The following is a 25,948-nucleotide window of genomic DNA, read 5'->3' on the forward strand; positions in this document are numbered from 1 at the left end:
CCGGAGACGTCCGTGCATGACCCGTCCGACACCCCGAACAGCCCGCCCCGGCCCCCCGCCGACCCGCCGCTCGTCCGGATACGCGGCCTCGGCAAGCGGTTCGGCGGCACCGTCGCCCTGGACGGCGTGAACCTCGACCTCCACGGCGGCAGCGTCCTCGCCCTGCTCGGCCCCAACGGAGCAGGCAAGTCCACCCTCATCAAGATCCTCGCCGGGATCCACCACGCCGACGAGGGGGAGGCGACGATCGCCGGGCACCCGCTCGGCTCCGCGGCCGCCTCCGCCCGGATGGCCTTCATCCACCAGGATCCCGGCCTCGTCGAGTGGATGACCGTCGCCGAGAACATCGCGCTCGGCACCGGCTACCCGCGCCGGCACGGCCTCATCTCCTGGCGCCGCACCCGGGACCGCTGCGCCGACGCACTGCGGTTCGTCTCCGGCCACCTCGACCCCGGCGCCCCCGTCGCCGGCCTCGCCCCCGCCGAGCGCTCGCTCGTCGCCATCGCCCGCGCCCTGGCCCGCCGCAGCGAACTGATCGTCCTCGACGAGCCCACCGCCACCCTCCCCGCCGCCGACTGCACGCACCTCTTCGAGGTCCTGCACTCCCTGAGAGACCGCGGCCACGGCATCCTGTACGTCAGCCACCGCCTCGACGAGGTGTACCGGGTGGCCGACACCTTCGCCGTGCTCCGCGACGGCCGCGTCGCCAGCCACGGCCCCCTCGCCCCCTACAGCCCCGCCCGCCTCGTCCACGACATCGCCGGCAGCGCACCGGACGCCCTGCGCCGGCCCCGCCGCCCCGCCGCTGCCGCGGTCGCCGCCCCGCCGCCCGTCCTCGCCCTGGAGGACGCCGCCACCGAGCGCACCGGCCCCGTCAGCCTCGAACTCCACGCCGGGGACGTCCTCGGGCTCGTCGGCCTCACCGGCGCCGGGCACATGCACCTCGGCCGCGCCCTCGCCGGAGCCCTCCCGCTCCTCGGCGGCCGGGCCCTGCTCGCCGGCCGCCCCCACCGGCCCCGCTCCGTCGCCGAAGCCGTCGCCGCCGGGGTCGGATTCGTCGCCGGAAACCGCCAGCAGGAGGGCTGCGCCGCCGACCTGACCGTCCGGGAGAACCTCCTCGCCAACCCGCGCGCCAACGGCGTCCCCGCCTGGCACTGGACCGGCGGCCGGCGTGAACGCGCCGAGGCCGCCGCCCTGATCCGCCGGTTCGCGGTGCGCCCGCCCGACAGCGAGGTGCCCATCGCCACCCTCTCCGGCGGCAACCAGCAGAAAGTCGTCGTCGGCCGCTGGCTGCACGGACGGCAGCGCCTGCTGGTCCTGGAGGAGCCCACCGCGAGCGTGGACGTCGGAGCCAAGGCCGCCGTCCACCGGCTCCTCGACGACGCCCTCGACGCGGGCCTCGCCGTGCTCCTCGTCTCCAGCGACTTCGAGGAGGTCGCCGACCTCTGCGGGCGCGCCCTCGTCTTCGTCCGCGGGAGGGTCTCCGCCGAGCTCTCCGGCGCCTCCCTCACCGCCGCCGAACTCACCCGCACCGCCTCCGCCATGCCCGCCATCACCGGAAGCACGACCGACCGGTGACCGCCGCCCCCGCCCGACGCCCCCCGCGGGGCCACCGCGCCGCGCACCTCCTCGGCAGCTACGGCCTGCCCGTCCTCACCGTCGCCCTGTTCCTGCTCTTCTCCGCCGCCCTGCCCGAGACCTTCCCCACCCGGGACAACGTCTCCTCCATCCTCTCCAACCAGTCCATCCCCGCCCTCCTCGCGCTCGGCGCGACCCTGCCCATCGCCGCCGGCCGGTTCGACCTCTCCATCGGCTACGGCCTGGGCCTCGCCCACGTCCTCGTCATGCACCTCATCGTCACCGCCGGCTGGCCCTGGCAGGCAGCCTGCCTCGCCGTCGTCGTCGGCGGAGCGCTGGCCGGCGCCCTCAACGGCATCGTCGTCGAGTACGGCCGCATCAACTCCTTCATCGCCACCCTCGGCACCGGCAGCTGCATGTACGCCCTCACCGGCATGATCACCGACGGCAGCCGCATCGTCCCCGGCCCCCAAGGCCTCCCGCCCGCCTTCACCGGCCTCTACGACGCGACGCTCCTCGGCCTGCCGGTCCCCGCCTACTACGTCCTCGCCACCGCCGCTGCCCTGTGGGTGCTCCTCGAACGGCTGCCGCTCGGCCGCTACCTGTACGTCATCGGCTCCAACCCCCGCGCCGCCGAAGCCATCGGCATCCCCGTCCGCCGCCACTCCGTCCACGCCTTCACCGGATCCGGGCTGGTCGTCGGCGTCGCCGGCGTCCTCCTCGCCGCCCAGCAGCAGACCGGCAACCCGAGCGTCGGCCTCGACTACCTGCTGCCCGCCTTCGTCGGCGTCCTGCTCGGCTCCACCACGATCCGGCCCGGCCGCGCCAACGCCCTCGGCACGCTCGTCGCCGTCGCCCTCCTCGCCGTCGGCCTCGCCGGGATCGGCCAGCTCGGCGCCCAGTTCTGGGCCACCCCCCTCTTCAACGGCGGAATGCTCCTGCTGGCCGTCGGCCTCGCCGGATACACCGCCCGCAGGCGCCTGCGCGCCCGGCCGGCCACCGGGACCGGGCCCGGCGGCCGGGACACACCGGCCGCCGGGCCCGGTCCCGCCTCTTAGGGCCTGTACCCGGCCCGCCGCCCGACCCGTACCAGGAGCACTGTGCACCCCCACCGCAAGACGACCGCCCTCGCGGCCGCAGCCCTGTCGGCGGCGCTCGCCGCCGCCGCGGGCTGCGGCGGCGGCCCCGCCGGCGGCCCGGCCGACCGCACCGCCACCGCCGCGACGGGCGCCGGCGGCTGCCCCGGCGTCCAGCGCGCGGCGGCGGAGGCCGTACGGCGCGCCGAGCGCACCGACACCGCCTGGGACGGCCCCACCACCGGCCCCCGCGCCGTCCCCGGCAAGACCCTCGTGTACGTTGCGCAGACCATGACCAACCCCGGCGTCGCCGGCGTCGCGGCCGGCGTGAGGCAGGCCGCCGCGGCGATCGGCTGGCAGGTCCGGGTCATCGACGGCGAGGGCACCCCGGCCGGCATCCAGGCCGCACTCAGCCAGGCGGTCACCCTGAAGCCCTCCGGCATCGCCATCGGGGGCTTCGACCCGCGCCTGACCTCCCAGCAGCTCGCCCGGGCCGAGGCGGCGGGCATCCCGCTCGTCGGCTGGCACGCGGTGGCCGCGCCCGGCCCCAGCACCGACCCCGAGCTCTTCACCAACATCACCACCGACGTGGAGGACGTCGCCCGGATCAGCGCGGACTGGGTCATCGCCGGCTCCGGCGGCCGCGCCGGCGTCGTCCTCTTCACGGACGACTCGATCCCGTTCGCCCGGAACAAGGCCGGGCTGATCAGGCGGCGGCTCGCCGCCTGCGCCGGCGTGCGGCTGCTGTCGTACGAGAACATCCCCATCCCGGACGCCAGCCGGCGCACCCCGCAGGAGGTCTCCTCCCTGCTGTCCCGCCTCGGCGACGACTGGACGTACTCGGTCGCCATCAACGACCTGTACTTCGCCGACGCCGCCCCGGCGTTCCGCGCCGCCGGCCGCCCCGGCTCCGGGCCGCCGCTCAACATCGGGGCCGGCGACGGCGACCCGTCCGCCTTCCAGCGCATCAACGCCCGCCGGTACCAGGCCGCCACGGTGCCCGAGCCGCTCACCCAGCAGGGCTGGCAGATCGTCGACGAGTTCAACCGCGCCTTCGCGGGCCGCCCCGCCAGCGGGTACGTCGCCCCGGTCCACGTCGTCACGGCGGCCAACAGCGGCGGCGCCACCTCCTGGGACCCCCCGGGCTACCGCCCCGCCTACGAGCGGATCTGGCGGGGCCTCCCGCCCGGTTAGCCCGGGCGCGGCCGGCCACCGCTGCGGCGACTGCCCGGGCGGGCGGTCCCGCCCCCTCGCCTCCCGATCGGATGCCCGGCCCGCCGGCCTCGGCCTCCGGCAGATTGCCGCATCCGGCACGGGGCGGCCCGCCCGGGGCCCCGCCGCTCGGCCGGCCCTCCTCCCACCAGGCGGCAAGGGCCGTTCGGCCCACGCCGTACCCGAGCGGCCCCTGTCCCCGCCCGCCTCGCAGAGGGCAGGCTGGAGACGAAGCCGGAAACATCGCGCTTCGCGGCGAAGGAGCGACCGACGCCACCGGCAGGCTGCGGCCGAGCCGCTTGCCCGCTCCACGACAGCCCGCTCCACGGCGGTGGCGCCTGCTGCGGGCCGTGCCGCGGTGGCTTGTCTGCGCCATGTGGCGTAGGGCGTGGTCCATCAGGCGGCCAGTCCCGTCATGGTGGTCCTCTGGGTCGACATCGACAATCACGCCTCCCGGAGGTGACCCCGTGTCCGAACGAACACCGGATCCGCCGTCCATCACGTCGTGGGTGGCCGATGCGACGACCGCGCCGTCCATGCACAACGCCCAGCCCTGGCTCTTCCGCCATACGCAGGCGGACGGTGTGCTGACCATGCGAATGGACCCCGCCCGTGCGATGCCGCACACCGACCCCTCCACCCGCGGACTGCACATCGGATGCGGGGCAGCCCTGTTCAACCTGCGCGTCGCTGCGGCACGCGCGGGATGGGAGCCGGACATCCGGCTGCTGCCGGATCCCGCCGATCCCGAGACGCTCGCCGTGATCACCTTCGCCCCCTCCGACGGGGACGACGACCTCGCCGGCCTGCACCCGGCCCTGCGCAGGCGGCACACGAGCAGGGAGCCGTTCACCGGCGAGGGCGTTCCCGAGGAGGTGCTCGACGGGCTGCGCGGCGCCGCCCTGGCGGAGGGCGCACGCCTCGACGTGGCGGGCGCATGGCAGGTGGAGGCATTGCTCGACCTCGTGCGGGACGCGGAGCGCGCCGAGGAGCTCGCGCCCGGCGTACGCGAGGAGATCGCCCGGTGGACGACCGGCTCGCCCGCCGAGCGCCCGGAAGGCATCCCGGCCGAGTCCCTCGGACCCGGCCGATACGACGGCCGTGCGCCGGTGCGCGACTTCACCGCCGGCCGGCGCGTCGAGGGCCACCGGTCCGCGGTGTTCGAGCAAACGCCCTGCCTGGCAGTCCTCGGCACGCGCGATGACGGACGCGAGGACTGGCTGCGCGCCGGACAGGCCATGGAGCGGGTGCTGCTGCAGGCGACGCTCGACGGGCTGGCCACGTCCCTCAACTCCCAGGCCCTCGAATGGCCGCAGCTGCGCTGGGCGGTCCGCGATCCCTCCTCGACGGCCGGCCATCCGCAGATGCTCATCCGGCTCGGCTACGGTCCTGAGGTCCCGGCGACCCCTCGTCGGCCGGTGTCGGAGGTACTCGTCCTGGCCTGAGGCTCCGCCGGCCGGCTCCGTCGCCGGTCGCGGACGGCGATGCGGCGCCCGGTCGCCCGGCCGGGCGCCCACCGCGGTCCACAGCGTGTCCGCAGGGCGTCAGCGGCTGTCACCGCCTTCTGCCGGCGGCAGGGCGGCGCGTCCGGCTTCCAGGCGGGCGACGGGCACCCGGAAGGGCGAGCACGAGACGTAGTCCAGGCCGGCGTCGTGGAAGAAGCGGACGGAATCCGGGTCTCCGCCGTGCTCCCCGCACACCCCGATCTTCAGTTCCGGCCGTGCGGCGCGCCCTTCGGCCACCGCGATCCTGACGAGTCGGCCCACGCCTTCGCGGTCGATCGTCTCGAACGGGGAGGTCGGGAAGACGCCCTTGTCGAGGTAGGCGGAGAAGAACGCCGCCTCGACGTCGTCGCGGGAGAAGCCCCAGGTGGTCTGCGTGAGGTCGTTCGTGCCGAAGGAGAAGAAGTCCGCGTCCTGCGCGATACGGTCTGCGGTGAGGGCGGCTCGCGGCAGCTCGATCATCGTGCCGACCGGGCAGTCCACGGCGATGCCGCTCCCGGCGGAGACGCGCTTCAGCACCCTCTCCACTTCCTCCCGCACCAGCCGCAGCTCCTCCACGGCGCCGACCAGCGGCACCATGATCTCGGCCCGGGGATCCCCGCCGGCCCGCTTGCGCGCCACGACCGCCTCGGCGACGGCGCGCACCTGCATGGCCACGAGACCGGGCACCACCAGCCCGAGCCGTACGCCGCGCAGGCCCAGCATCGGGTTCTCCTCGTGCATCCGGGCGACCGCCGCCAGCAGTTCGGCTTCGCGGGGCTCGGGCTGCTGCCCCAGCGCGTCCCGCCGTGCGGCGCGTACGGACAGCTCCGTCAGGTCGGGCAGGAACTCGTGCAGGGGCGGATCCAGCAGCCGGATGGTCACGGGCAGCCCGTCCATCGCTTCCAGGATGCCGATGAAGTCCTGGCGCTGGAGAGGCAGGAGGGCGTTCAGGGCCGACTCCCGCTCCGTGTCGTCGCGCGCCAGGATCATCGCTTCGACCAGGGGCCGGCGGTCGCCGAGGAACATGTGCTCGGTGCGGCACAGTCCGATGCCCTGGGCCCCGAAGCGCCGGGCGCGGGCGGCGTCCTCGGGGGTGTCCGCGTTGGCCCTGACCTCCATGCGCCTGGCGCTGTCGGCCTCGCCCATGAGGCGGTGCACGTCGCGTACGACCTGCGGTGCCGAATCGGCCGGAGGCTGCCCGCCCTCCTCGAAGTACCGCATCACCGGGGAGTCGGCGAGAGGCATGGCGCCCTGGAACACCAGGCCCTCGGACCCGTCCACGGAGATGACGGTGCCCTCCCGCACCGTGGCCGCGGGCGTCGAGAAGAGCCGCCCGTCCGGGTCGACGGCGATGCCCTCGGCTCCGCACACGCAGACCTTGCCCATGCCCCTGGCGACGACGGCCGCATGGCTCGTCTTCCCGCCGCGGCTGGTGAGCACGGCCTCGGCGGCGATCATGCCGGGCAGGTCGTCGGGGGTGGTCTCCTGCCGTACGAGGACGACCTTCTCCCCGGCGGCGGAGCGGCGGACCGCTTCGGCGGAGTCGAAGACGGCCGCGCCGACGGCGGCCCCGGGAGAGGCGGGAATGCCCCGCGCCAGCACCTCGCGGGTGCCGGAGGTGTCGAAGCGGGGGAACATCAGCCGGGCCAGACCGTGACCGCCGACCCGGGCCAGCGCCTCTTCCGGGGAGATCAGCCCCTCGTCGGCCAACTGCCCGGCGATGGCGAAGGCGGCCTGCGGGGTGCGCTTGCCGACACGGGTCTGCAGCATCCACAGCGTGCCGCGTTCGATGGTGAACTCGATGTCGCACAGGTCCCGGTAGTGGGCCTCCAACCGCTGAACGCAGTCGCGCAGCCGGACGAACGAGGCGGGGTCGAGGTTCTCCAGCTGCTGGAGGGGAACGGTGTTGCGGATGCCGGCGACGACGTCCTCGCCCTGGGCGTTCTGCAGGTAGTCGCCGTAGACGCCGGGCTGCCCGGTGGCCGGGTCGCGGGTGAAGGCCACTCCGCTGCCCGAGTCGGGGCCGAGGTTGCCGAACACCATGGTCTGGATGTTGACGGCGGTGCCCAGGTCGTCGGGGATGTGCTCGCGGCGCCGGTAGATCCGGGCCCGTTCGCCGTTCCACGAGGTGAAGACGGCCAGGACGGCCCGCTGCAGCTGTTCGGCCGGGTCCTGGGGGAACTCCTGTCCGGTCTCCTCCAGGATCAGGTCCTGGTACGTCTCGACCAGCCTGATCAGGTCGCAGGTGTCCAGGCGGGTGTCGTCGGCGGCGCGGTGCTGCTTCTTGATCCCGGCGAGGACCGCCTCGAACCGGGCGCTGGGCACCCCCATGACCGTGCTGCCGAACATCTGCACCAGGCGTCGGTAGGAGTCCCAGGCGAAGCGCTCCCGGTCGGGGGTCCTGCCCAGGCCGAGCACGGAAAGGTCGTTGAGGCCGATGTCCAGGATGGTCTCCATCATGCCCGGCATGGAGAACCGGGCTCCGGAGCGGACGGAGAGCAGCAGCGGGTCGTCGACCTGGCCGAGACGCCGGCCTGCCGCGCGTTCGAGCGCGGCGAGGTGCTCCGCCACCTGGCCCTCCAGCTCCGGCGGGGGTTCACCGGTCGCGAGGAAGACCCGGCAGGCATCCGTGGTGACGGTGAAGCCGGGCGGTACGGGCAGACCCATGCCGGCCATCTCCGCGAGGTTCGCGCCCTTGCCGCCCAGCAGGTCGGCCATGTCCCGGCCGCCCTCGGCGAAGTCGTACACGTACTTCGGCTCCATGACACCGTTCTCTCGTTTGATGGCCGGCGGACCCGGGCCGGTGCAGGCCGATGGCTTCAGGCTGGCATCCGGCCGGTCGGGGCCGCAGGGCTGCAGGGGGCAAGGCGCGGGGCCAAAGGTCCCTCCGGGCCGGCCTCGGGCGATCGGGTCCGGGCAGGGAGCAGGAGCCCTCACAAGCGGAGGATGACCAGGGCTGTGTCGTCGGTGACGCCGGCGGGGGCGGCGAGGTCGGTCAGCAGGGCGTCGGCGACGGTGTCGGGGTCGGCCGCGCGGTGGCGTGAGAGGGCGTCGGCGAGCCGGGCGAGGCCGGCGTCGATGTCCTCGCGGCGACGTTCGACGAGGCCGTCGGTGTACAGGGCGAGAATCGAGCCGCTGGTGAACGCGGTACGGGCCTGGGGCCGGGGTGCGTGGTCGGGCCGGGCGCCGAGCGGGGGGTCGGTGGCCTCGTCCAGGAAGGTGACGGTGCCGCCGGGGTGGCAGAGCACGGGAGGGAGATGGCCCGCGCTGCTGTAGGTGAGGGTGCTGCTGTGCCAGTCGATGAAGACGGACACGGCGGTGGCGGACTCGGCACCGTCGACACTGCGGGCGTACAGGCCGAGGACCTCCAGGGCCTGGGCAGGACCGTCCGCGACGCGGGAGGCCGCGGACAGGGCGCTGCGGAGCTGGCCCATGACGCCGGCCGCGCGCAGGCCGTGGCCCACCACGTCGCCGACCGCGACGGCGGCGCGGTCGCCGCCGGGCAGGTCGACCAGGTCGTACCAGTCCCCGCACACGTTCAGCGCCCCTGCGGCCGGCCGGTAGCGGACGGCTGCCCGGTGGTGGCCGAGCGGACGGGGCGTGGGCAGCATCGCTTCCTGGAGGTGCAGGGCCACCTCGCGTTCATGGGAGTGGGCCTGACGCAGGCGTTCGTTGACCTCCTGGAGTTCCCGGGCACGGGTGTAGAGCTCGGCTTCCAGCACCTGGGAGCGGTCCGTGCCGGTGCGCGCGCCGCGGGCCCGGATGAGTTCGGTGACCTCCTCCACGCGGTGCAGCAGCAGCGCGACGGTGCCGTCGGGGGAGAGGACGGGGACGTTGACCGGGCTCCAGTACCGCTCCTGCCACACCCCGGGACGCTCGGAGTCCTCCACGTCGTAGCGCTGCAAGGCCATGGCGTCGCGTTCTCCGGTGGCAGCGACCCGCTCCAGGGAGGCGCGCAGGTTCCGCATGCCGGACGCGGAGGGATCGGAGGGGTTGTCGGGGAAGACGTCGAACAGGTAGCGGCCGACCACCTGCTCGCGCGTGCGCCCCGACACGGCCAGGAACGCCTCGTTGACGTCCGCGTACACCAGCTCGGGGGTCAGGAGGGCGGCCGCGCCGGGCAGGGCCTGGAAGACCGCCTCATAGTCGATCCCGGGTCTGCTCACCGTCCACCTGCCCGTAGTGCCGGCCATGACCTGCTTCTACGGTAGGCGCGCCCGGCCCGCGGCGGCGGTCATGGCGCGTCCTTGGAGCGCGGTCCGCGGCGGCCGGCTGCGGACCGCGGGGCCGCGGGGGCGGCGGAGGGCTTGCCGGTTTCGCCGGCGGTGCCTTCCCCGACGGGCTGCTGCGCGGTGTCGGCGGGCCGGCCGCGGGTGGCGATCAGGGACCAGGCGATGGAGACGGTGATGGTGGCGGCGATGACGCCGAGGGTGAGGGGGATGGGGAGCTTGCCGACGGGGGTCTCGGACAGGATGAGCTTGACGCCGGCGAAGGCGAGGAGGACCGCGAGGCCGTAGTGGAGGTAGGCGAAGCGGCGCAGGAGTCCGGCGAGGCAGAAGTACAGGCTGCGCAGGCCGAGGACGGCGAAGGCGTTGGCGGTCCACACCAGGAACGTGTTGGTGGTGATCGCGAGGACGGCGGCGACGGAGTCGATCGCGAAGATCAGGTCGGTGGCCTCGATCGCGACGAGGGCGACGAACAGCAAGGTCGCCACGCGGCGCCCGTTGACGCGGATGAAGAACCTGTCGCCGTGGAACCCGGGGTCCGTGGGGATGAGCTTCCTGACCAGGCGGACGACGGGGTTGCGGTCGGGGTGGACTTCCTCGTCCTTGGAGACGGCCATCTTGTAGCCGGTCCAGATCAGGAAGGCGCCGAAGAGGTAGGCGGTCCAGAAGAACACCTCGAGGAGCTCGGCGCCGATGAAGATGAACACGAGCCGGGCCGCGAGGGCGCCGAGGACGCCCCAGAAGAGGATCTTGTGCTGGTAGGCGTCGGGGACGGCGAAGAAGGAGAAGACCAGGGCGAAGACGAAGACGTTGTCGATCGACAGGGCTTTCTCGATCAGGTAGCCGGCGTAGTACGTGGAGGACACCTCGCTGCCCTGCCAGGCCCAGAGGACGAGGCCGAAGCCGAGGCCGATGGCGATCCAGACGCTGCTCCAGACCGCCGCCTCCTTGAAGCCGATGACGTGGTTGTCGCGGTGGGCGACCAGGTCCACGGCCAGCATCACGCAGATGCCGACGGTGACCGCGGCCCACACCCACAGGGGGACGGTGAACGCCAGGTCGCTCATCGCGGAACGCTTCCTCTCCGGACGGCGGGGGTGTTGGCCGGGCGGGGTGCCGGACCGGACGGACGCAGGGGCGCCCAGGCGGGGGCGACCGCGTGGACGGTGGGGCCGCCGCGCAGGGCGGCGGCCTCGACCAGCGTGTGCGCACCGAGCCCCTGCGGGCCGCGGCGGGCGGCCACCACGTCCGTGGCCCGGTGGCGGGCGGCGAGGGCGAGCAGGCCCTTCGCCGCCGCCAGCCTCGATCCGCCGCCCCCGGGGAGGTGGAAGGCCTCGGGGATGTAGCCCAGGTGGAGCGGGCCGACCCTCGGCATGACCCGGGCGAGGACCGCCCGCACCGGCGCGGAGGCCGGCCCGCGGCTGCAGTGCTTCGCCTGCGGGGGCAGCACGGCGATCAACAGCAGGGGGGCGCGGCGGGCCAGCGCGATACGGGCAGCCGCCTCGGCCACCGCCACGTCGTCGATGCGGTCGCCCAGCACCGCCGCCACCGGCTGGCCCAGGCCCGCGAGGCCGGGGCGGGGGACGTCGTCGCGTGAGGAGTGGGAGAACAGTCGGGTCACGGCGCTACCCGCCTTCCTTAATGCGGAGGAATCACCTCAAAGGTCCCCTGTGAGACCAACACCCGTCAACAGTTACGCGAAAAAACTTTCGCTAATAACGATTCGCCGGAAAGGTGGATAGACGAAACGAAGTTCGTAGGATGGGGGTCATGGGCAGCTCATCGGCACGTGGCGACCAGTGGACGTTCCTCACCAACCACGCACGGGTGCTGCTGTGGATCGCCCGCGACCAGGACGTCCGGCTGCGCGACATCGCCGCCGGCATCGGCATCACCGAACGCGCGGTCCAGATCATCGTCGCCGACCTGGAAGCCGCCGGCTACCTGACCCGTACCCGGGTGGGCCGCCGCAACCGCTACACCGTCGACGACAGCGTCGCCCTGCGCCACCCGGCCGAGGCCGGCCACCCTGTCGGAGACCTCCTCGGTGCCTTCCTCCACCGCGAGGACGCCCCGGACCCCGCGCTCGCACGACCCGACGCGGCCGCCGCACCGTGACCGGGCAACCGCTGCCGCCGGGCGCGTTCAGTCGTGGGCCACGACCGCGACGGGCGCCGGGCAGTGGTGCAGGACCGCGTGCGTGACCGGCCCGATGTGGGTGCCGATCCGTGCCCGGCGGACCTTGCGGCCGACGACGACGAGCCGGGCGCCGTGCGCCGGCTCCGCCAGGTCCTGCGCCGGCCGGCCCTGGCGGACGTCGCGCACCACCGCGACGTCCGGGAACTTCACGGACCAGGGGGCCAGCGCTTCGTCGAGCGCCCGTCGTGCGTCTTCGGCGATGCCCGCCATGAGCAGCGGGAGCGCACCGGCCGTGTCGGGACCGCAGAGCGCGGGGACGGCCCACCGGTGCACCACGCGCAGTCCGCAGCCGTACCGGTCGGCCGCGGCAAAGCCGAAGGCGAGCAGCTCGTCGCCGGGGGCGGACACGTCCAAACCGACCACCACGTCCCCCGTGCGGTCGTGCCCGGGTTCCAGCGGCTCGTGCGGGCGGACGAGGACGACGGGTTGCCGCGTGCGGGCGAGCACGGCCAGGGAGACCGACCCGGCGAGGAATCCGGCCAGGCCGCCCAGCCCGCGCGAGCCGAGCACCAGCAGTTCCGCTTCCCCGGCAGCACGGCACAGCTCCTCCACGGGGTCGCCGGCCACCCACGTCGCCTCGACGTCCAGGCCCGGGTGGCGGCGCCGCAGCCGCCGTTCGGTGAGGGCGAGCGTGCGCTCGCCCCATCCGCGTGCCGTCGCCGGGTCGACCACCCGGGTACGCGGATCCTCGGCAATGTCCCAGGCGCGGAGCAGCCGCAGCGGAACGGCACGACGCAGTGCCTCCTGGGCGGCCCACTGCGCGGCGGCGAGGCTTTCCGGGGATCCGTCGAGGCCGACGGTGACCGTACGGGACATGGAGACTCCGTTCGTCTGGCGGCCGGGACGGCCGGGACGCGGCACACGCGGGCCGGTCCTCCAGGCTCCCGGGGGAGCCGGCCGTCCGGCACTCGGGGCGCCCATCCGGGCGGGCCGCCCCTTCACGCTGATCGGCCGGGGCGGTCCGCGCAGGGGGCCGGAGGTCCCGGTCCCGGGGCCGGTGGACCTGTGCCGCGGCCGGCGGACCCGGTGCCGTGGCCGAACGGCCGCCAGTCAGGGCCGATGGGCCCTCGGCGGACCGCCGCCTCTCCCGGATGCTGAGACCAGAGGACGGGCGGCCGAGGCGGCCAGACCCGTCGAACCGTATGGAGGCATCCCCATGACCAGCGTCATCACCGTAGGAGTGGACGGTTCCGCGGAAGGCCTGGCAGCGGCCGACTGGGCGGCACGCGAAGCCGCACTGCGCGGCATGCCGCTGCGCATCGTGCACGCCTGGCTCTGGCAGCCGCTGGAGGTCCCCGTCGTCCAGGACAGGGAGACGCAGGCCGCGTCCGCCCGCACCGTGCTCCGCGAGGCCGAGGCACACGTCGCCGGCCGACACCCGGATCTGGCGGTCACCGCCGAAGTGGTCGAGGACACGGCGGTCGCCGCCCTGCTGAGGGAGGCCGAAGCGTCCGAGATGCTGGTGCTGGGCTCACGGGGACACGGGGCGCTCGTCGGCTTCCTCCTCGGCTCCTACGGTCAGCAGGTGATCGCCGCCGCCAAGCGGCCCGTCGTCTCCGTACGCGCCCGTGGCGGGCAGATGCCGGCGGAGGGCGGCGACATCGTCGTGGGCCAGCAGGGGGCGCCGGAGGACAGCGGCGCCGTGCTCGGCTTCGCCTTCGAGGAGGCCGCCGCACGCGGCGCGGGCCTGCGTGCGGTACGGGCCTGGAGCCTGCCGTCGGTCTTCGCCTACAGCCCCGGCTCGATGCGCCTGGTGGACGAGGCCGGAGGGCTCGAACCCTTCGAGAAGAAGGCGCTCGCCGAAGCGCTCGCCCCGTGGCGGAAGCGGTTCCCGGACGTGCCGGTGACCGAGCACGTCGAGATCGGCAGCGCGGGACAGGTACTGCTCTCGGCCGTGTCCGGCGCCCGGCTGCTCGTCGTCGGCCGGCGGACGCGCCGTACGCCCGTCGGTCCCCGCATCGGATCGGTCGCCCACGCCGCACTGCACCACGCCCCCTGCCCCGTCGCGGTCGTACCGCACGACTGACCGCCAGGCCCGAGGCCGGTCGGGGGGACGGCGGGCGGCCCGGCGGCTGTGTCCGCCGGGCCGGTGGCGCTTCCCCGTACAGGCGCCGGGAGGCAGGCGTCGGCCCCTGCCCGACGCCGCGGGGCATCGGGCAGGGGCTGCGCCGCCGGCCGGCAGCCTGAGGGCGGCCGGCGTCAGTTCCGCTGCCGGCCCTCGCGCCCGGCCGGACCACCCTGGTCGTCGTGCCAGGCCAGGGCGTGCGTGGCGATGACAGCGGCCTGTACGCGGCGTTCCACGCCCAGCTTGGCCAGCAGCCGGGAGATGTTGTTCTTGACCGTCTTCTCCGCGAGGTACAGCCGCTTGCCGATCTCCCGGTTCGTCAGACCTTCTCCCACCAGAGCGAGGATCTCCCGCTCCCGCTCCGTCAGGCTGGGCAGCCCCGGCGGCTGCTCCTCCCGGGGCGATCCGCCCCGCAGCCGGGCCATCACCCGGGCCGTGGCGCCGGGGTCGAGCATGGACTGGCCGGAAGCGACCGTGCGCACTGCGGTGACCAGGTCCGTGCCGGTGATCTGCTTGAGGACGTAGCCGGACGCGCCGGCCATGATCGCGTCGAGCAGGGCCTCCTCGTCGTCGAAGGACGTCAACATCAGACAGGCCAGGTCGGGCATGCGCGAGCGCAGCTCCCGGCACACGCTCACTCCGTCCCCGTCCGGCAGGCGCACGTCGAGGACGGCGACCTGAGGGCGCAGTGCGGGCACCCGCACCAGTGCCTGCTCGGCCGTGCCCGCCTCCCCGACCACGGTCAGGTCCGGTTCGGCGTCCAACAGATCGTGCACACCGCGACGCACCACCTCATGGTCGTCGAGAAGGAAGACCCTGACCGGTTCCTTCTCGCCGAGGCCGCCGCTGCTGTCCGTCATCGCACACTCCGTGTTCGCCGAATCCTCCGCCCCCAGGGGCTCCCCACGCATCCTGCCGTGCCGGCGGGACCACCGCCCAGGGCCGGATGGCCCTCATCCCGCGGCCGAGCCGGGCCGGCACGGCTGAAAGGTCCGTTCGGCCCTACTGGCGCACCGTGCGACGAGAGACGCTGGCCGACGGCGGCGAGGTCGCCCGGGACCGGACGGGAGCGGAGGGTGGGCACGATGGAGGAGGAAGCCGCGCACACCGCGGTGGACGACCACCGTGAGGCGGTGGCGCCCCGGCGGATGGGAGAACTCGGCCGTGCCGAGGCCCTGCGGCTGCTCGGCAGCGTCTCGCTCGGGCGCATCGTCTTCACGCATCAGGCCCTGCCGGCCGTCCGCCCGGTCAACCACCTCATGGACGGCGAGGACATCATCGTCCGGCTGCACGACGGCGCCGCGCTCGCCTCGATCGTGGCGCCCACCCAGGCGACCGGTGTCGTGGTGGCCTACGAGGCGGACGTCATCGACCCCGAGAGCCACACCGGTTGGAGCGTGGTGGTCACCGGATACGCCCACCGGATCACCGACGCCGGGGAGCTGGCGCGCTTCGCGGCCCGGCTGCGCCCGTGGGTGGAACACCCGGCGATGGACTCCGCGTTGCGCATCCGGCCGGACCTGGTGACCGGCCTGCGGCTCACCGTGTAGGGCCGGCCGGCCACTCCGGACGACTGCGGCCTGCGACGGCGGACGTCCCGCCGCGCCCGCGTACCTGCTCCGCGGCGGCCCCGGAAACGCCGGCGGGGCCGCGGACATTGCCGCCGGCCCCGCCCCTCACCGGAGCGGACGTGCGCCGTCAGTCGCGCCGAAGGTCACTCACGGGGGCCGGCGGTGAGGGGCGCGCGCCACACAAGTCGGCTGCCGCCCTGGTCCGGGCACCCGATCTCCAGGGTGCCGCCCACGCTGCGGGCCCGCTCCTCCAGGTTGCCCAGGCCGCTGCGCCTGCCGTGGGCGGGGATTCCGCGGCCGTTGTCCGTCACGGTGAGGACGACCTCGTCGGAGGTGGCCTGCAGGGCGACCTCGACCCGCGTGGCGTGGGCGTGGCGGGCGGCATTGCTGAGCATCTCGGTCAGGGCCGCCGTGACGTGGTCGGCCACCTGCGGGGGGACGTCGGTGTCGAGCAGCCCCTCCATGCTCAGGCGGGGCGGGAACCCGAGGGTGGTCGCCGTCTCGCCCACGGTACGGGCCACCCGTGCGCGCAGGCTGGGCCCGGTGTCCTCCTCGCGGGCACGCAGGCCGAAAATCGTAGAGCGGATGATCTTGATGGTCTCGTCGAGGTCGCCCACGGCGCGCGAGACGCGTTCCGCGGCGCCCTCGTGCTGGACGAGCCGTGCGGCGCTCTGCAGGGTCATGCCGGTCGCGAACAGCCGCTGGATGGCCAGGTCGTGCAGGTCGCGGGCGATGCGGTCGCGGTCCTCCAGGAGCGCGAGCTGCTCGGCGTCGCTGCGGCGTTCGGCCAGCTCCAGCGCGAGTGCGGCCTGCCCGGCGAAACCCAGCAGCGGCTCCAGCTCCGCTTCGGTGAAGACCGGCTCCCCGTGGCGCCTGGCCAGCAGCAGCACGCCCCGGGTGTCCTTGGCGGCCGTGCCCAGGGGGACGGCGACCGCAGGGCCCAGGCCGTCGAAGCGGCGCGGTCCGGCCGTGTAGCGGTCGTCCTCCGCGAGACCGACGGTGGTCACAGGCGCACCGGCCTGGTAGGCGGCGCCGGAGAGGGTGCCTTCGACCGGTACCACCAGACCGCGCCGTGTCTCGTCATCGACGCCGAGGGCCAGCTCGACGACGAGGTCGTCCGTCCCGGGGACGGGCACGGACACGTCGGCGAGCGACGCGCCCGTGATCTCCTGGGCGCGGCGGGCGATCAGCGCCAGGACCGCGAGCCGGGGATTGCCGGAGAGCAGGCTGTTGGTGATCTCCGAACCGGCCCGGAGCCAACGCTGCTGGCGCTGCGACGCCTCGTACAGCCGGGCGTTGTCGATGGCGACGCCGGCGGCGACGGAGAGGGTGGAGATCACCGACTCGTCCTCGGCGTCGAAGTCCATGCCGCCGTTCTTGTCGGTCAGGTACAGGTTGCCGAAGACCTCTTCACGGACGCGGATCGGCACGCCCAGGAACGTACGCATCGGCGGGTGGTGGGCCGGGAATCCGTAGGAGGCGTCGTGGGCGCCGAGGTCCGTCAGGCGGAGCGGCTCCGGGTGCCGGATGAGCTCGCCGAGGATGCCGTGCCCGGCCGGCAGCGGCCCGATCCTGGCGATCTCCTCCTCCGTCAGCCCGACGGTGAGGAACTGCGACAGCGTGCGGCCGTCCGGGCCGATCACCCCCAGCGCCCCGTACCGGGCGTCGACGAGCAGGGCGGCAGCTTCCACGATCCGCCGCAGCACCTGCGAAAGGTCCAGTTCGCGGCCGACCGAGACGACCGCCTCCAGCAGGCTGTGCACCCGGTCACGGGTACCGCGCGCGGCGTTGATACGCGCCTGAAGCTCCTCCAGCAGCTCGTCGAGCCGCATCTGAGGCATCCGCGACAACGGCTCCTCCACGCCCACTGGGCCTCCTCCGCCGATCACCCGCAGTACCGGGACAGCCTATCGGCCGTGCGGGTGGCCCGGAGTGCCAGATCACGGGTCGCGGCCGGGGCGCACTGGTCCTCGGACGTGTTCGGCGCTTGCGGGGGAAGGGCCGTGGCGAAGGCCGTCTCGCCGATGCCCAGGTCACGCAACGACGGCTCGATGTGCTGGTCGCCGGTCGCCGGTCGCCGGTCGCCGGTCGTCGGTCGCCCGGGCAACGGCGTCTTCTGGATGCGGAGGGGCAGGGGGCCGCAGGGCCGCTCTCGTCCCTTCGGCCCGGCGCCGGGCGGAACCCGCGGCGGCAGCCGGGCGAACGGGGCTGCGCCGGTGCCGTCGGGCCCTCTTCCGCCGGGCTCCGAGCGGCCCGGCAGGTCAGAGCGGCACGGGGGCCGAACGGCCCGCGGCAGAGGTCCTGACCGGTTCTGTTCCCCCGCCCCTCCAGCGGCCATGCTGGTGGCGACGCCAGGCAGGAGGAGCGAGGTCCTGCACGGCAGCGCCAAGGCCCGCACCGTCTTCGGCAGGTGGAGCGCCCCCGCGGCCCCGGCAGCCGCACCGGCGCCCCGATGCCCCAACGGCGGGGAAGCGAGGAGCGGAGGTGCGCCGGGACCGAAGGGTCCTGCCGCGGGCGCCGGCCTGGAACCACCGGAGCGAACGGGGATGGAACTGTGGTGACGTACCGGACTGTGGGCGAAGTGATGACCGGCGAAGTGGTCCGGGCACACCCGGACACCTCCACGGAGGAGCTGACCCGTCTGCTCACGTCCCATCACATCAGCGGTGTGCCGGTGGTGGACGACGACGACAAGGTCGTGGGCGTGGTCTCCCGGACCGATCTGGCCGGGCGACGGGCGATGCGCAGCCGGTCCGGGTCAGGCCGGGACCGCGTGCTGCGGGCCCTGAGGCGGATCGCCCATGCAGGTCCCGCCGCCCCGCGCGCCCTGCCGGCCGGCGGGCTGATGTCCTCCCCTGCGGTCACCGTGCATCCGGAGCAGCGCGTGGTCGACGCGGCGCGCATCATGGAACGCCGCCGCATCGACCGGCTGCCCGTCGTGGACGAGGAGGACCGGCTCATCGGCATCGCCACCCGCCGGGACCTCCTGCGCGTCTTCCTGCGCACCGATGAGGAGATCCGCGCGGACGTCACCGACGCAGTCCGCCTCCACGGCTCCGCGCACGACGCCGGCAGTCTCCGGGTGGATGTCCGGGACGGGATCGCCACCATCGAGGGCGCCGCCGGACCCGGGGCCGACAGCACGGCGCTGATCCGGGCGGCATGGCGGGTCGACGGCGTCGTCGGGGTGGTCAACCGGCTGACAGCCGAACGGCGCAGCGGGCGGCCCTCCAGCGCGCATCGGGCGCACTGAACCTTCCCCGTCCCATCAGCGGTACGCCGCCCGGAGGCTCGTCGGCGCGCATGCCGTACGAGCCGCTGGCGCACCCCGACAGCCGCCGACTCCCCGCCGGAGCAGAACTGTCCCGCGGCTCCGGGCCGAACGGCCCTCTGCGGGCTCCGCACGGGAGAAGGTGCCCGCGGCCCTCGCCTACGGCCTTCCGCACGGGGTGGCGCGCGCCCCCGTGAGCTCGCGTCCGGTGACCATCTCGCACCCGATCCGCAGGAACACGCTGTCCCGGGAGGGCATCCAGGAACGGGGGCCCTGCTGCGCCAGCCGCTCGTGCTCGGCCGGATCGGTCACCAGGGCGGCACGTCCGGTGATGACGACGCTCCAGCCGGACCGGGTCGCCGCATCGAACTCGTCCGCCTCGAAGGCGACCACGACGCCGTTTATGGCGTCCACGAGGTCGGAGGCCGGCGAGGTGCACATCAGGACGGCGGCATCCGCGTCCAGGGAGAAGTTGACGGGCATGACCGCGGGCAGGGCGTGCCGGGTGTACACGACACGGCCGACCGGCACCTTGGCCATCAGGCGCAGGCACTCCTGCCGGTCGAGTGCGCGAAAGCCGTCGTTCTCCATCAGTCCATCGTCCTCGGGGGCGGTCTGCGTGCCTAGGGCCGACCGGCCCCCACCCGGCGTCATGGGAGCGGAGGGAGGCACCTCCGTCGCCCAGCCGCCGGAAGCCGTCGGTCACGCGTGCATCCGGATGCTGCCGGCCTTCATGGCGGCCCCGACGCGCCGCCGGGGCTCTGCCGCCCTCCGGGGGCGGTCCGCACGACCGGCGTCCGCGATGCGCCCGACATGCCGGGGGCACGAGTTCGTAACGAGCCATTGACAGTGGCTTCGGCCGGGGGCAATCTCATCTCCACGCGGTTGCCTAAACGATTAGGCAACCCGGGATCAACCACTTTGGAAGGTTCAGGGATGCGCCGGATCGGGATCAAGGACGTGGCTGCGGCGGCAGGTGTGTCGACCGCGACCGTCTCGCATGTCCTGAACCGCGTCGAGGGCAAGCGGATCAGTGAAGAGACGCGTCAGCGCGTGTGGAAAGCAGCCGACGAACTCGGGTACGCGCCGAACGGACTGGCACGCGGGCTGAGGACGCAGCGGTCGCAGACCATCGGCTTCGTCAGCGACGAGATCGCCACCACCCCGCACGCGGGCCGGATGATCCTGGGAGCTCAGGAGGCCGCCGCGGCCGAGGGCGTGGTTCTGCTGCTGGTCAACACCAGCGGGGACGCCGAACTGGAGCGCACGAGCATCGAGATGCTGCTCCAGCGGCAGGTGGACGGCGTGGTGTACGCCGCCATGTACCACCGCATCGTGGAACTGCCCGGCGTCCTGCACGCGACGCCGACCGTGCTGCTCGACGCGAGTTCCGCCGACCCCGCGGTCCCCTCCGTGGTGCCCGACGAGGCCCAGGGCGGTTACGCGGCGGTGCGCGAGCTGGTCAGGCACGGTCATCGCCGGATCGGCGTGACCGTACAGACCGTCGACCTTCCCGCCCGGCAGGGCCGTCTGGAGGGCTACCGCAAGGCGCTGGCGCAGGCCGGCGTCTCCTACGACCCGTCGCTGGTCGCCGCCGAGACGGCGGTGCCGTTCAACACGGTCGGCGGTGACGTGGACGCGGGCTACCGGGCCGCGCGGCGACTGCTGACGGCGGATCAGCGTCCCACGGCGTTGTTCTGCTTCAACGACCGGATGGCTGCCGGCGCCTACCGGGCTGCCGCCGAGCTGGGGCTGTCCATCCCCGGTGACCTGTCGGTCATCGGGTTCGACAACCAGGAGCTGGTCTGCGAGTCGCTCCACCCGCAGCTGAGCACCGTTCAGCTGCCGCACTACGAGATGGGAGCACGGGCCATGGCCCGGTTGCTCGCGCTCATCAAGACTCCGGGCCGGCCACTGGGCCCGGACACGAAGGAACTGCTGCCTTGCCCGCTGGTGGCGCGGGCATCGGTCGCTTCGCCGCCCCGACTCTGACCCCGGGACGGCGAAGCTCTTCACACCGTGACAGGCGACCGTTGCGACCGGTCGTCAGTCCTGCCCGTACATGGAACACAGTGAGGGTACACAGATGTCCCCTGAGATTTTCTACGAGCGCTCCAGGCCGTGCCGCCTGATGCCCGACAGCGCCTCGGAGCGCTGAGCCGCGCTCCTCCCGCCGGCCCCGCGTCGGCGCTTCAGACCGCCTTCCCACCCCTCGCCGTCGGCATCACGCCGGGCCGCCCCCTGCCCTGACATCGGGGCCGACAGCAGGTGCCGCGGGAAGGCGCCTCCACCGAGCCCCACGAGGCGGTTGCGGCCGGCTGCTCCCGGTTGCCGTCCGTCCTCGCCTGCTCTGCCGCACATACCGAAAGGCACGCGTGTGTCCACCGCGCCCTCCGATCCGTACCGGCCCGTCGCGCATCTGCGCCCGCCCCGGAACTGGATCAACGACCCCAACGGGCTGGTCTTCCATGACGGCCACTACCACGTCTTCCACCAGTACAACCCCTCTGGTGCGACGCACGCGAACATGCACTGGGGCCACTTCCGCAGCCCCGACCTGCTGAGCTGGGAACCGCTGCCGATCGCCCTCGCCCCGACCCCCGGCGGCCTGGACGAGGACGGATGCTTCTCCGGCAACGCCGTCTCCGACGGCGACCGCCTCGTCGCCTTCTACTCCGCGAACCGCTGGGACCGCTCGACCCGGCACCAGCCGGTCGCCACCGCCACCTCCCTCGACGGCGGCCGGACCTTCACCCCGCGAAACGACCTGGTCATCACCGAATGGCCCGACGACTGCACGATGTACCGCGACCCCTACGTATGGCGGGACGGCGAGCGGTGGCGGATGCTGGTCGGCGCCGCCCTCGCGGACGGCCGTGGCGCGGCCCTTCTCTACGAGTCGGCGGACCTGGAGGCATGGACCTACCTCGGCCCCTTCGAGGGGCGCGAGCAGGAGCCGGTCGGCGGCACCGGCCTGCACACCGGCGAGGGCTGGGAGTGCCCCCAGTACCTTCCGCCGCACTCCGGACACCGCGGTGCCCTGATCTTCAGTGCCTGGAACGACCACGACGGCGACCGCTGCGTCACCGCCCTGGTCGGCGAGGAGAGCGGCGGCTCCTTCGCGGCCGGCCCGCCCGTCCTCGTCGACCACGGCCCGGACTGCTACGCGCCCGCACTCCTGCGCGCCCCCGGCGGCCGATGGCTGCTGTGGGGCTGGTCCGCTGAGGCCCGTGAAGAAGGCTGGGCGGTCGCAGACGGCTGGGCAGGAGTGCTCACGCTGCCCCGCGACATCAGCGTCGACGCCGAGGGAACGCTCCGGCAGCAGCCGGCGGCCGAACTGCTCGCCCTGCGAGGCGAGCACGCCGTCCACGCCTCGGGCGAGACGCAGGGCCCGGAGCCGGTGGAACTCGGCTCCGTCGGCCGCGCCTTCGACCTGACGGCCCGCCTGGAGCTCGCCGAGGGGTCCGGTCTGCGGCTTCTCACCACCTCGGACGGCTCCGAACACCTCGACATCCGCTATGACGCCGCCACCGGCGAACTGGTCGTCGACCGCGACCATGCCTCGCTGGACGCCCGCGCCCGGGCCGGCTCCTACCGGATGCCCTGCCCTGTCGGCCGGCCGGCCGAGGTGCGCGTACTCGTCGACCACTCCATCGCCGAGGTCTTCCTGACCTCCACCGGCCAGGTCCTCACCCTGCGCTTCTACCCGACCGGCCGCGGCCCGTGGCGTCTGCAGGCCCTCGGCGCGCCGGACGCGTGCCTGGGCTACACCGTCGACGCCTGGAACCTGCGCCCCCTGGTCGTCGAGGAGCCGAGTGCCGACGCCGGACTGCCGCACGAGCAGTCCCCCTGACGGACCCTTCGTCCACGCCGCCGTGGCCACGGCCTGTGGCGACCCCGAATCCCCCCATGCACCTCCGCACCATCCGCCCTCACCCGCACCACCACCGGAGGAACCGCCCATGAACACCCCGAGCAGGAGATCCCGCCGGACAGCCTGTACTGCTCTGGCCCTCACCCTTCCCCTGGCCGCGCTGGCCGCCTGCGGAGGCGGTGGCGGAACCGAGGCCTCCGCTGAGCAGGGCAGCGGCGCCGGCACCATCACCGTCTGGGCCCACCAGGGCCAGGCCAGTGAGTCGGCCGCCCTGCAGAACGCGGTGGCGTCGTTCAACTCCTCGCAGAAGAAGGTCCAGGTCAAGCTGACCCTGATCCCCGACACCGACTACACCAAGACCATCACCGCCACCGACGCCTCGAAGCTGCCGGACGTGATGGAGTTCGACGGCCCGACCATGGCGAACTTCGCATACAACAAGAAGCTCGTCGCGATCGACGACTATGTCTCCGTCAAGACCACGGCCAACGCCACCGACGCCGTCAAGGCCCAGGGCGAGATCAACGGCAAGCACTACGGCCTGGGCATGTACGACTCCGGGCTCGGCATCTACGGCAACAAGAAGCTGCTGGACGCCGCCGGCGTCACGTACCCCGCCGGGCTCTCCGACGCCTGGACCGCCGCCGAGTTCACCGACGCCGTCAAGAAGCTCGCTGCCAAGGACTCCGACGGCAAGAGCCTGGACCTCCAGGAGAGCGGCGGCTACGCCAACGAATGGGGCACCTATGGCTTCGCCCCGATCGTCTGGTCGGCCGGCGGTGCGCTCCTGAAGAACGGCAAGGCGGAGGGCGCCCTGGACACCCCGGCGGTCGCCTCCGCGCTGGAGACCCTCCAGGGCTGGAAGACGTACACGGACCCCAACACCGACGGCAACGCATTCGCCAACGGCCGCGTCGCCCTGAGCTGGGTCGGCCACTGGATGTACCCCGCCTACAGCAAGGCCCTCGGTGACGACCTCGTCGTCCTGCCGCTGCCCGACTTCGGCAACGGCCCCAAGACCGGCCAAGGCTCCTGGCAGTGGGGCATCAGCGCCAACACCAAGAACGGCAAGGCGGCCGGAGCCTTCCTCGACTCCCTCCTCGACGACACCAACGTCACCGCGATGACCGCGGCCAACGGCGCCCCTCCCGGCACCAGGTCCGTGCTCGCCAAGAGCGACCTGTACAAGCAGGGCGGCCCGCTCCAGCTCTACGCCGACCAGCTCGCCAAGCCCTGCGGCGACTCCCGGATCGACACGTCCTGTGTCGCGGTGACCCGCCCGGTCACCGCCGGATACCCCGCGGTCACCGCCAAGTTCAGCCAGGCGCTGGCCGACGTCTACGGCGGGGCCGACCCGAAGACCGCCCTCGCCAAGGCCGCCCGCGCCATCGACCAGGACTTCTCGGACAACGACGGCTACAAGCTGCCGTAGTCGGCGATCAGCCGCCCCAGCCGACATCCAGCAGCCGGGAGGGACGGGCACCCCTGACAGTGCCCGTCCCACCCGGCCCGGGAGAGGACCCCCACCGTGACCACCGTGAACCCCGCACCCGCCACGCCAGCAGGCAGGAAGCCGATCCCGCCCCCGACCTCCGCCACGCGCAAACGGCCCGGGCGCAGGAACCGCGACCGGGCGCACGGAATGCTGATGTCCGCGCCGGCCCTCGGCGGACTGATCGCCTTCGTCGGCGTGCCGTTCGTCTACGCGGTCGTTCTCTCCTTCCACAACGTCCGCCTGGGCTCGCCGCTGCCGCCCCGGTTCTTCGGCATCGAGCAGTACCGGCGCCTTTTCGCCGACCCCGACATGTCCGGTCCCTTCCTGCGGGCTCTGCTGAACAACCTGACCTTCGCCGCGGTCGTGGTCCCCGCGCAGACCGGTCTCGCGCTGGCGCTGGCGATCCTGCTCAACCGCAAGCTCAAGGCCATCGGCGTCTTCCGGTCGCTGTTCTTCATGCCGGTCGTCTTCCCCATGGCCCTGGTCGCCGTCATCTGGCGGCTGATCCTCGCCCGCAGCGGTGACGGGCTGCTCAACTCCGCGCTTGACGCGGTGAGTTTCGGCAACTGGGGGGCGTTCGACTGGCTCGGCAACGGTCTGACCGCCATGGCCTCGATCATCGTGCTGTCCATCTGGCAGGGCGTCGGCTTCCAGATGGTCATCCTCCTCGCAGGACTCCAGCAGATCCCCGGCGAGCTCTACGAGGCCGCCCAGCTCGACCGGGCCTCCCGCTGGCAGCAGTTCTGCCACGTCACCCTGCCCGGCATCCGCGGCACCCTCGTCTTCGTCGCCATGCTCACCTCGGTGCTGTCCTTCCGCGTCTTCGACCAGGTCTACGTCCTCGTCAAGGGCGGCGGACTCGACGAGGACGCCACCCGCACCGTGATGTACCAGGCCGTCACCACCGCCTTCGACCAGAACAACATCGGCCAGGCGTCCGCGATCACCGTCGTCTTCTTCCTGATCGTCGTCGCCCTGACCCTGATCCAGCGCCGCGTCGTCCGTACCGGCAACGAGGACTGAACCCCATGGCCCGGACCCGAAACCCCCTGCGCCGCCTCCTCGACTACGCCGTCCTGGGCGTGCCGGCGTTCCTCTTCGTCCTGCCCGTCCTCTACCTGATCCTCGGCAGTTTCAAGCCCTCCGACGAAGTCCTCAACGGCCTGAGCGGCTTCCTCCCCACAAACCTGTCCTTCGACAACTACACAGCTGTCCTGGACAGCTTCAACTCCGACGCCACCGGCTACTTCTGGCGCTTCATGGGCATCTCGCTGCTGCTGTCCACCGTCGTGGTCCTCGGCGGCCTGGTCATCAACTCCATGGCCGCCTACGGCCTCACCCGACTGCGCTGGAAAGGCCAGGGCGTCGCCTTCACCCTCGTCCTGCTGCTGATGCTGGTCCCGTTCGAAGCGGTGGCCGTGCCGCTGTTCTACCTGTTCAACGACCAGCGCAACACCATCTACATCCAGGCGATCCCCTTCATCGCCAACGCCTTCTCCATCTACCAGTTCGCCACGTTCTTCCGCGCGATCCCGCCCAGCATCGAGGAAGCCGCCCGCATCGACGGCGCCGGCCCCTGGCGCACCTTCTTCGTGATCATCGTCCCGATGTCGAAGCCCGTCTTCGCCTCGGTGGCGATCCTGACCTTCCTCACCCAGTGGGGCTCCTTCCTCTGGCCGGTCCTGATGGTCTCCGACCCCGCGGTGCGCCCGCTGCCGCTGCAAATGAGCGTCTTCCAGGGACAGATGCCCGTCGACTGGGGCCAGGTCCTCGCCTTCGGTGTCCTGCTGGTCCTGCCCGTCCTGGTCGTCTTCGCGTTCTTCCAGCGGTGGTTCGTCCAGGGCGTCGCCAGCTCCGCCGTCAAGGGCTGACCTTCCAGGCGCACTGCGCGCCTCAT

At 73.2% G+C, this 25,948-nt stretch carries 21 protein-coding genes; 13 read left to right on the forward strand and 8 right to left on the reverse strand.

Annotated elements, in window-relative coordinates; translation table 11 throughout:
- The first annotated feature begins 12 nt into the window (after window positions 1-12).
- The 4 genes from MUK52_RS26450 to MUK52_RS26465 all read left to right on the forward strand — a co-directional run bounded on the left by MUK52_RS26450 (window position 13) and on the right by MUK52_RS26465 (window position 5,311).
- Window positions 13-1,578 carry a sugar ABC transporter ATP-binding protein gene (locus MUK52_RS26450; protein WP_284580642.1) on the forward strand — a complete coding sequence of 522 codons (1,566 nt, stop codon included), beginning with the start codon at window positions 13-15 and terminating at the stop codon, window positions 1,576-1,578.
- Window positions 1,575-2,636: an ABC transporter permease gene (locus MUK52_RS26455; RefSeq protein WP_284580644.1), complete on the forward strand. Its 1,062-nt coding sequence runs from the start codon at window positions 1,575-1,577 to the stop codon at window positions 2,634-2,636. Before MUK52_RS26450 ends, MUK52_RS26455 begins: the two co-directional genes overlap by 4 nt.
- 42 nt (window positions 2,637-2,678) lie before the next feature.
- Complete coding sequence (locus MUK52_RS26460; RefSeq protein WP_502963598.1) at window positions 2,679-3,848, forward strand: substrate-binding domain-containing protein; 1,170 nt, start codon at window positions 2,679-2,681, stop codon at window positions 3,846-3,848.
- Between the two features lie 485 nt (window positions 3,849-4,333).
- Entirely contained in the window at window positions 4,334-5,311 is a 978-nt protein-coding gene (locus MUK52_RS26465; RefSeq protein ID WP_284580648.1) for an Acg family FMN-binding oxidoreductase, read from the forward strand.
- Window positions 5,312-5,410: 99 nt separating this feature from the next.
- Here the strand turns inward: MUK52_RS26465 and ppdK are convergent, their stop codons facing one another.
- The 4 genes from ppdK to MUK52_RS26485 form a co-directional block, all read right to left on the reverse strand.
- On the reverse strand, window positions 5,411-8,113 hold the full coding sequence (gene ppdK / locus MUK52_RS26470; RefSeq protein WP_284580651.1) for a pyruvate, phosphate dikinase: 2,703 nt from the start codon (window positions 8,111-8,113) through the stop codon (window positions 5,411-5,413).
- 170 nt (window positions 8,114-8,283) lie between these two features.
- A complete protein-coding gene (locus tag MUK52_RS26475) occupies window positions 8,284-9,543 on the reverse strand; it encodes a PP2C family protein-serine/threonine phosphatase (RefSeq protein ID WP_284580653.1) in 1,260 nt (419 codons plus the stop codon).
- 41 nt (window positions 9,544-9,584) lie between these two features.
- A complete protein-coding gene (locus MUK52_RS26480; RefSeq protein ID WP_284580656.1) occupies window positions 9,585-10,643 on the reverse strand; it encodes a TerC family protein in 1,059 nt (352 codons plus the stop codon).
- The gene (locus tag MUK52_RS26485) at window positions 10,640-11,197 is read right to left on the reverse strand and encodes a universal stress protein (protein WP_284580658.1); all 558 of its coding nucleotides are present in this window, start codon (window positions 11,195-11,197) and stop codon (window positions 10,640-10,642) included. Before MUK52_RS26485 ends, MUK52_RS26480 begins: the two co-directional genes overlap by 4 nt.
- A gap of 149 nt (window positions 11,198-11,346) precedes the next feature.
- Between MUK52_RS26485 and MUK52_RS26490 the strand changes: the two genes are divergently transcribed.
- On the forward strand, window positions 11,347-11,694 hold the full coding sequence (locus MUK52_RS26490) for a helix-turn-helix transcriptional regulator (protein ID WP_114056641.1): 348 nt from the start codon (window positions 11,347-11,349) through the stop codon (window positions 11,692-11,694).
- A 27-nt stretch (window positions 11,695-11,721) separates the two neighbouring features.
- On the opposite strand, the gene MUK52_RS26495 is transcribed toward MUK52_RS26490, so the two are convergent.
- Window positions 11,722-12,591, reverse strand: coding sequence for a universal stress protein (locus MUK52_RS26495; RefSeq protein WP_284580660.1), 870 nt, complete (start codon window positions 12,589-12,591; stop codon window positions 11,722-11,724).
- Window positions 12,592-12,931: 340 nt separating this feature from the next.
- On the opposite strand from MUK52_RS26495, the gene MUK52_RS26500 reads away from it, so the two are divergent.
- Window positions 12,932-13,801 carry a universal stress protein gene (locus MUK52_RS26500; protein WP_284580662.1) on the forward strand — a complete coding sequence of 290 codons (870 nt, stop codon included), beginning with the start codon at window positions 12,932-12,934 and terminating at the stop codon, window positions 13,799-13,801.
- 173 nt (window positions 13,802-13,974) lie between these two features.
- Here MUK52_RS26500 and MUK52_RS26505 read toward each other — a convergent pair whose 3' ends face one another.
- Window positions 13,975-14,700, reverse strand: a complete 726-nt coding sequence (locus MUK52_RS26505; protein WP_284580664.1) for a response regulator — start codon at window positions 14,698-14,700, stop codon at window positions 13,975-13,977.
- A 225-nt stretch (window positions 14,701-14,925) separates the two neighbouring features.
- Between MUK52_RS26505 and MUK52_RS26510 the strand changes: the two genes are divergently transcribed.
- Window positions 14,926-15,390, forward strand: a complete 465-nt coding sequence (locus MUK52_RS26510) for a pyridoxamine 5'-phosphate oxidase family protein (protein WP_284581780.1) — start codon at window positions 14,926-14,928, stop codon at window positions 15,388-15,390.
- A gap of 164 nt (window positions 15,391-15,554) precedes the next feature.
- Here MUK52_RS26510 and MUK52_RS26515 read toward each other — a convergent pair whose 3' ends face one another.
- Window positions 15,555-17,252 carry a sensor histidine kinase gene (locus MUK52_RS26515; protein WP_502963599.1) on the reverse strand — a complete coding sequence of 566 codons (1,698 nt, stop codon included), beginning with the start codon at window positions 17,250-17,252 and terminating at the stop codon, window positions 15,555-15,557.
- A gap of 716 nt (window positions 17,253-17,968) precedes the next feature.
- On the opposite strand from MUK52_RS26515, the gene MUK52_RS26520 reads away from it, so the two are divergent.
- Entirely contained in the window at window positions 17,969-18,664 is a 696-nt protein-coding gene (locus MUK52_RS26520) for a CBS domain-containing protein (RefSeq protein ID WP_284580666.1), read from the forward strand.
- A 177-nt stretch (window positions 18,665-18,841) separates the two neighbouring features.
- Here MUK52_RS26520 and MUK52_RS26525 read toward each other — a convergent pair whose 3' ends face one another.
- Complete coding sequence (locus MUK52_RS26525) at window positions 18,842-19,276, reverse strand: pyridoxamine 5'-phosphate oxidase family protein (RefSeq protein WP_114058799.1); 435 nt, start codon at window positions 19,274-19,276, stop codon at window positions 18,842-18,844.
- 342 nt (window positions 19,277-19,618) lie between these two features.
- Between MUK52_RS26525 and MUK52_RS26530 the strand changes: the two genes are divergently transcribed.
- From MUK52_RS26530 to MUK52_RS26550, 5 genes are all read left to right on the forward strand, one after another.
- Window positions 19,619-20,674: a LacI family DNA-binding transcriptional regulator gene (locus MUK52_RS26530; RefSeq protein WP_114056634.1), complete on the forward strand. Its 1,056-nt coding sequence runs from the start codon at window positions 19,619-19,621 to the stop codon at window positions 20,672-20,674.
- A gap of 385 nt (window positions 20,675-21,059) precedes the next feature.
- Entirely contained in the window at window positions 21,060-22,535 is a 1,476-nt protein-coding gene (locus tag MUK52_RS26535) for a glycoside hydrolase family 32 protein (RefSeq protein WP_284580671.1), read from the forward strand.
- A gap of 109 nt (window positions 22,536-22,644) precedes the next feature.
- Window positions 22,645-23,988 (forward strand): ABC transporter substrate-binding protein, encoded by a 1,344-nt coding sequence (locus tag MUK52_RS26540; RefSeq protein ID WP_284580673.1) that lies wholly within the window; start codon window positions 22,645-22,647, stop codon window positions 23,986-23,988.
- Window positions 23,989-24,084: 96 nt separating this feature from the next.
- On the forward strand, window positions 24,085-25,074 hold the full coding sequence (locus tag MUK52_RS26545) for a carbohydrate ABC transporter permease (protein ID WP_114056631.1): 990 nt from the start codon (window positions 24,085-24,087) through the stop codon (window positions 25,072-25,074).
- Between the two features lie 5 nt (window positions 25,075-25,079).
- Window positions 25,080-25,922: a carbohydrate ABC transporter permease gene (locus MUK52_RS26550; protein ID WP_284580675.1), complete on the forward strand. Its 843-nt coding sequence runs from the start codon at window positions 25,080-25,082 to the stop codon at window positions 25,920-25,922.
- Window positions 25,923-25,948: the final 26 nt, after the last annotated feature.

Origin of the sequence: Streptomyces sp. 2P-4 (assembly GCF_030167965.1) — a bacterium.
Taxonomy (GTDB): domain Bacteria; phylum Actinomycetota; class Actinomycetes; order Streptomycetales; family Streptomycetaceae; genus Streptomyces; species Streptomyces globosus_A.

Bases quoted from the DNA above. Each gene is read 5' to 3' on its own strand.
- ppdK (WP_284580651.1), bottom strand. From the start codon at position 8,113: ATGGAGCCGAAGTACGTGTACGACTTCGCCGAGGGCGGCCGGGACATG.
- MUK52_RS26475 (WP_284580653.1), bottom strand. From the start codon at position 9,543: ATGGCCGGCACTACGGGCAGGTGGACGGTGAGCAGACCCGGGATCGAC.
- MUK52_RS26480 (WP_284580656.1), bottom strand. From the start codon at position 10,643: ATGAGCGACCTGGCGTTCACCGTCCCCCTGTGGGTGTGGGCCGCGGTC.
- MUK52_RS26490 (WP_114056641.1), top strand. From the start codon at position 11,347: ATGGGCAGCTCATCGGCACGTGGCGACCAGTGGACGTTCCTCACCAAC.
- MUK52_RS26495 (WP_284580660.1), bottom strand. From the start codon at position 12,591: ATGTCCCGTACGGTCACCGTCGGCCTCGACGGATCCCCGGAAAGCCTC.
- MUK52_RS26500 (WP_284580662.1), top strand. From the start codon at position 12,932: ATGACCAGCGTCATCACCGTAGGAGTGGACGGTTCCGCGGAAGGCCTG.
- MUK52_RS26505 (WP_284580664.1), bottom strand. From the start codon at position 14,700: ATGACGGACAGCAGCGGCGGCCTCGGCGAGAAGGAACCGGTCAGGGTC.
- MUK52_RS26510 (WP_284581780.1), top strand. From the start codon at position 14,926: ATGGAGGAGGAAGCCGCGCACACCGCGGTGGACGACCACCGTGAGGCG.
- MUK52_RS26515 (WP_502963599.1), bottom strand. From the start codon at position 17,252: ATGCCTCAGATGCGGCTCGACGAGCTGCTGGAGGAGCTTCAGGCGCGT.
- MUK52_RS26530 (WP_114056634.1), top strand. From the start codon at position 19,619: ATGCGCCGGATCGGGATCAAGGACGTGGCTGCGGCGGCAGGTGTGTCG.
- MUK52_RS26540 (WP_284580673.1), top strand. From the start codon at position 22,645: ATGAACACCCCGAGCAGGAGATCCCGCCGGACAGCCTGTACTGCTCTG.
- MUK52_RS26550 (WP_284580675.1), top strand. From the start codon at position 25,080: ATGGCCCGGACCCGAAACCCCCTGCGCCGCCTCCTCGACTACGCCGTC.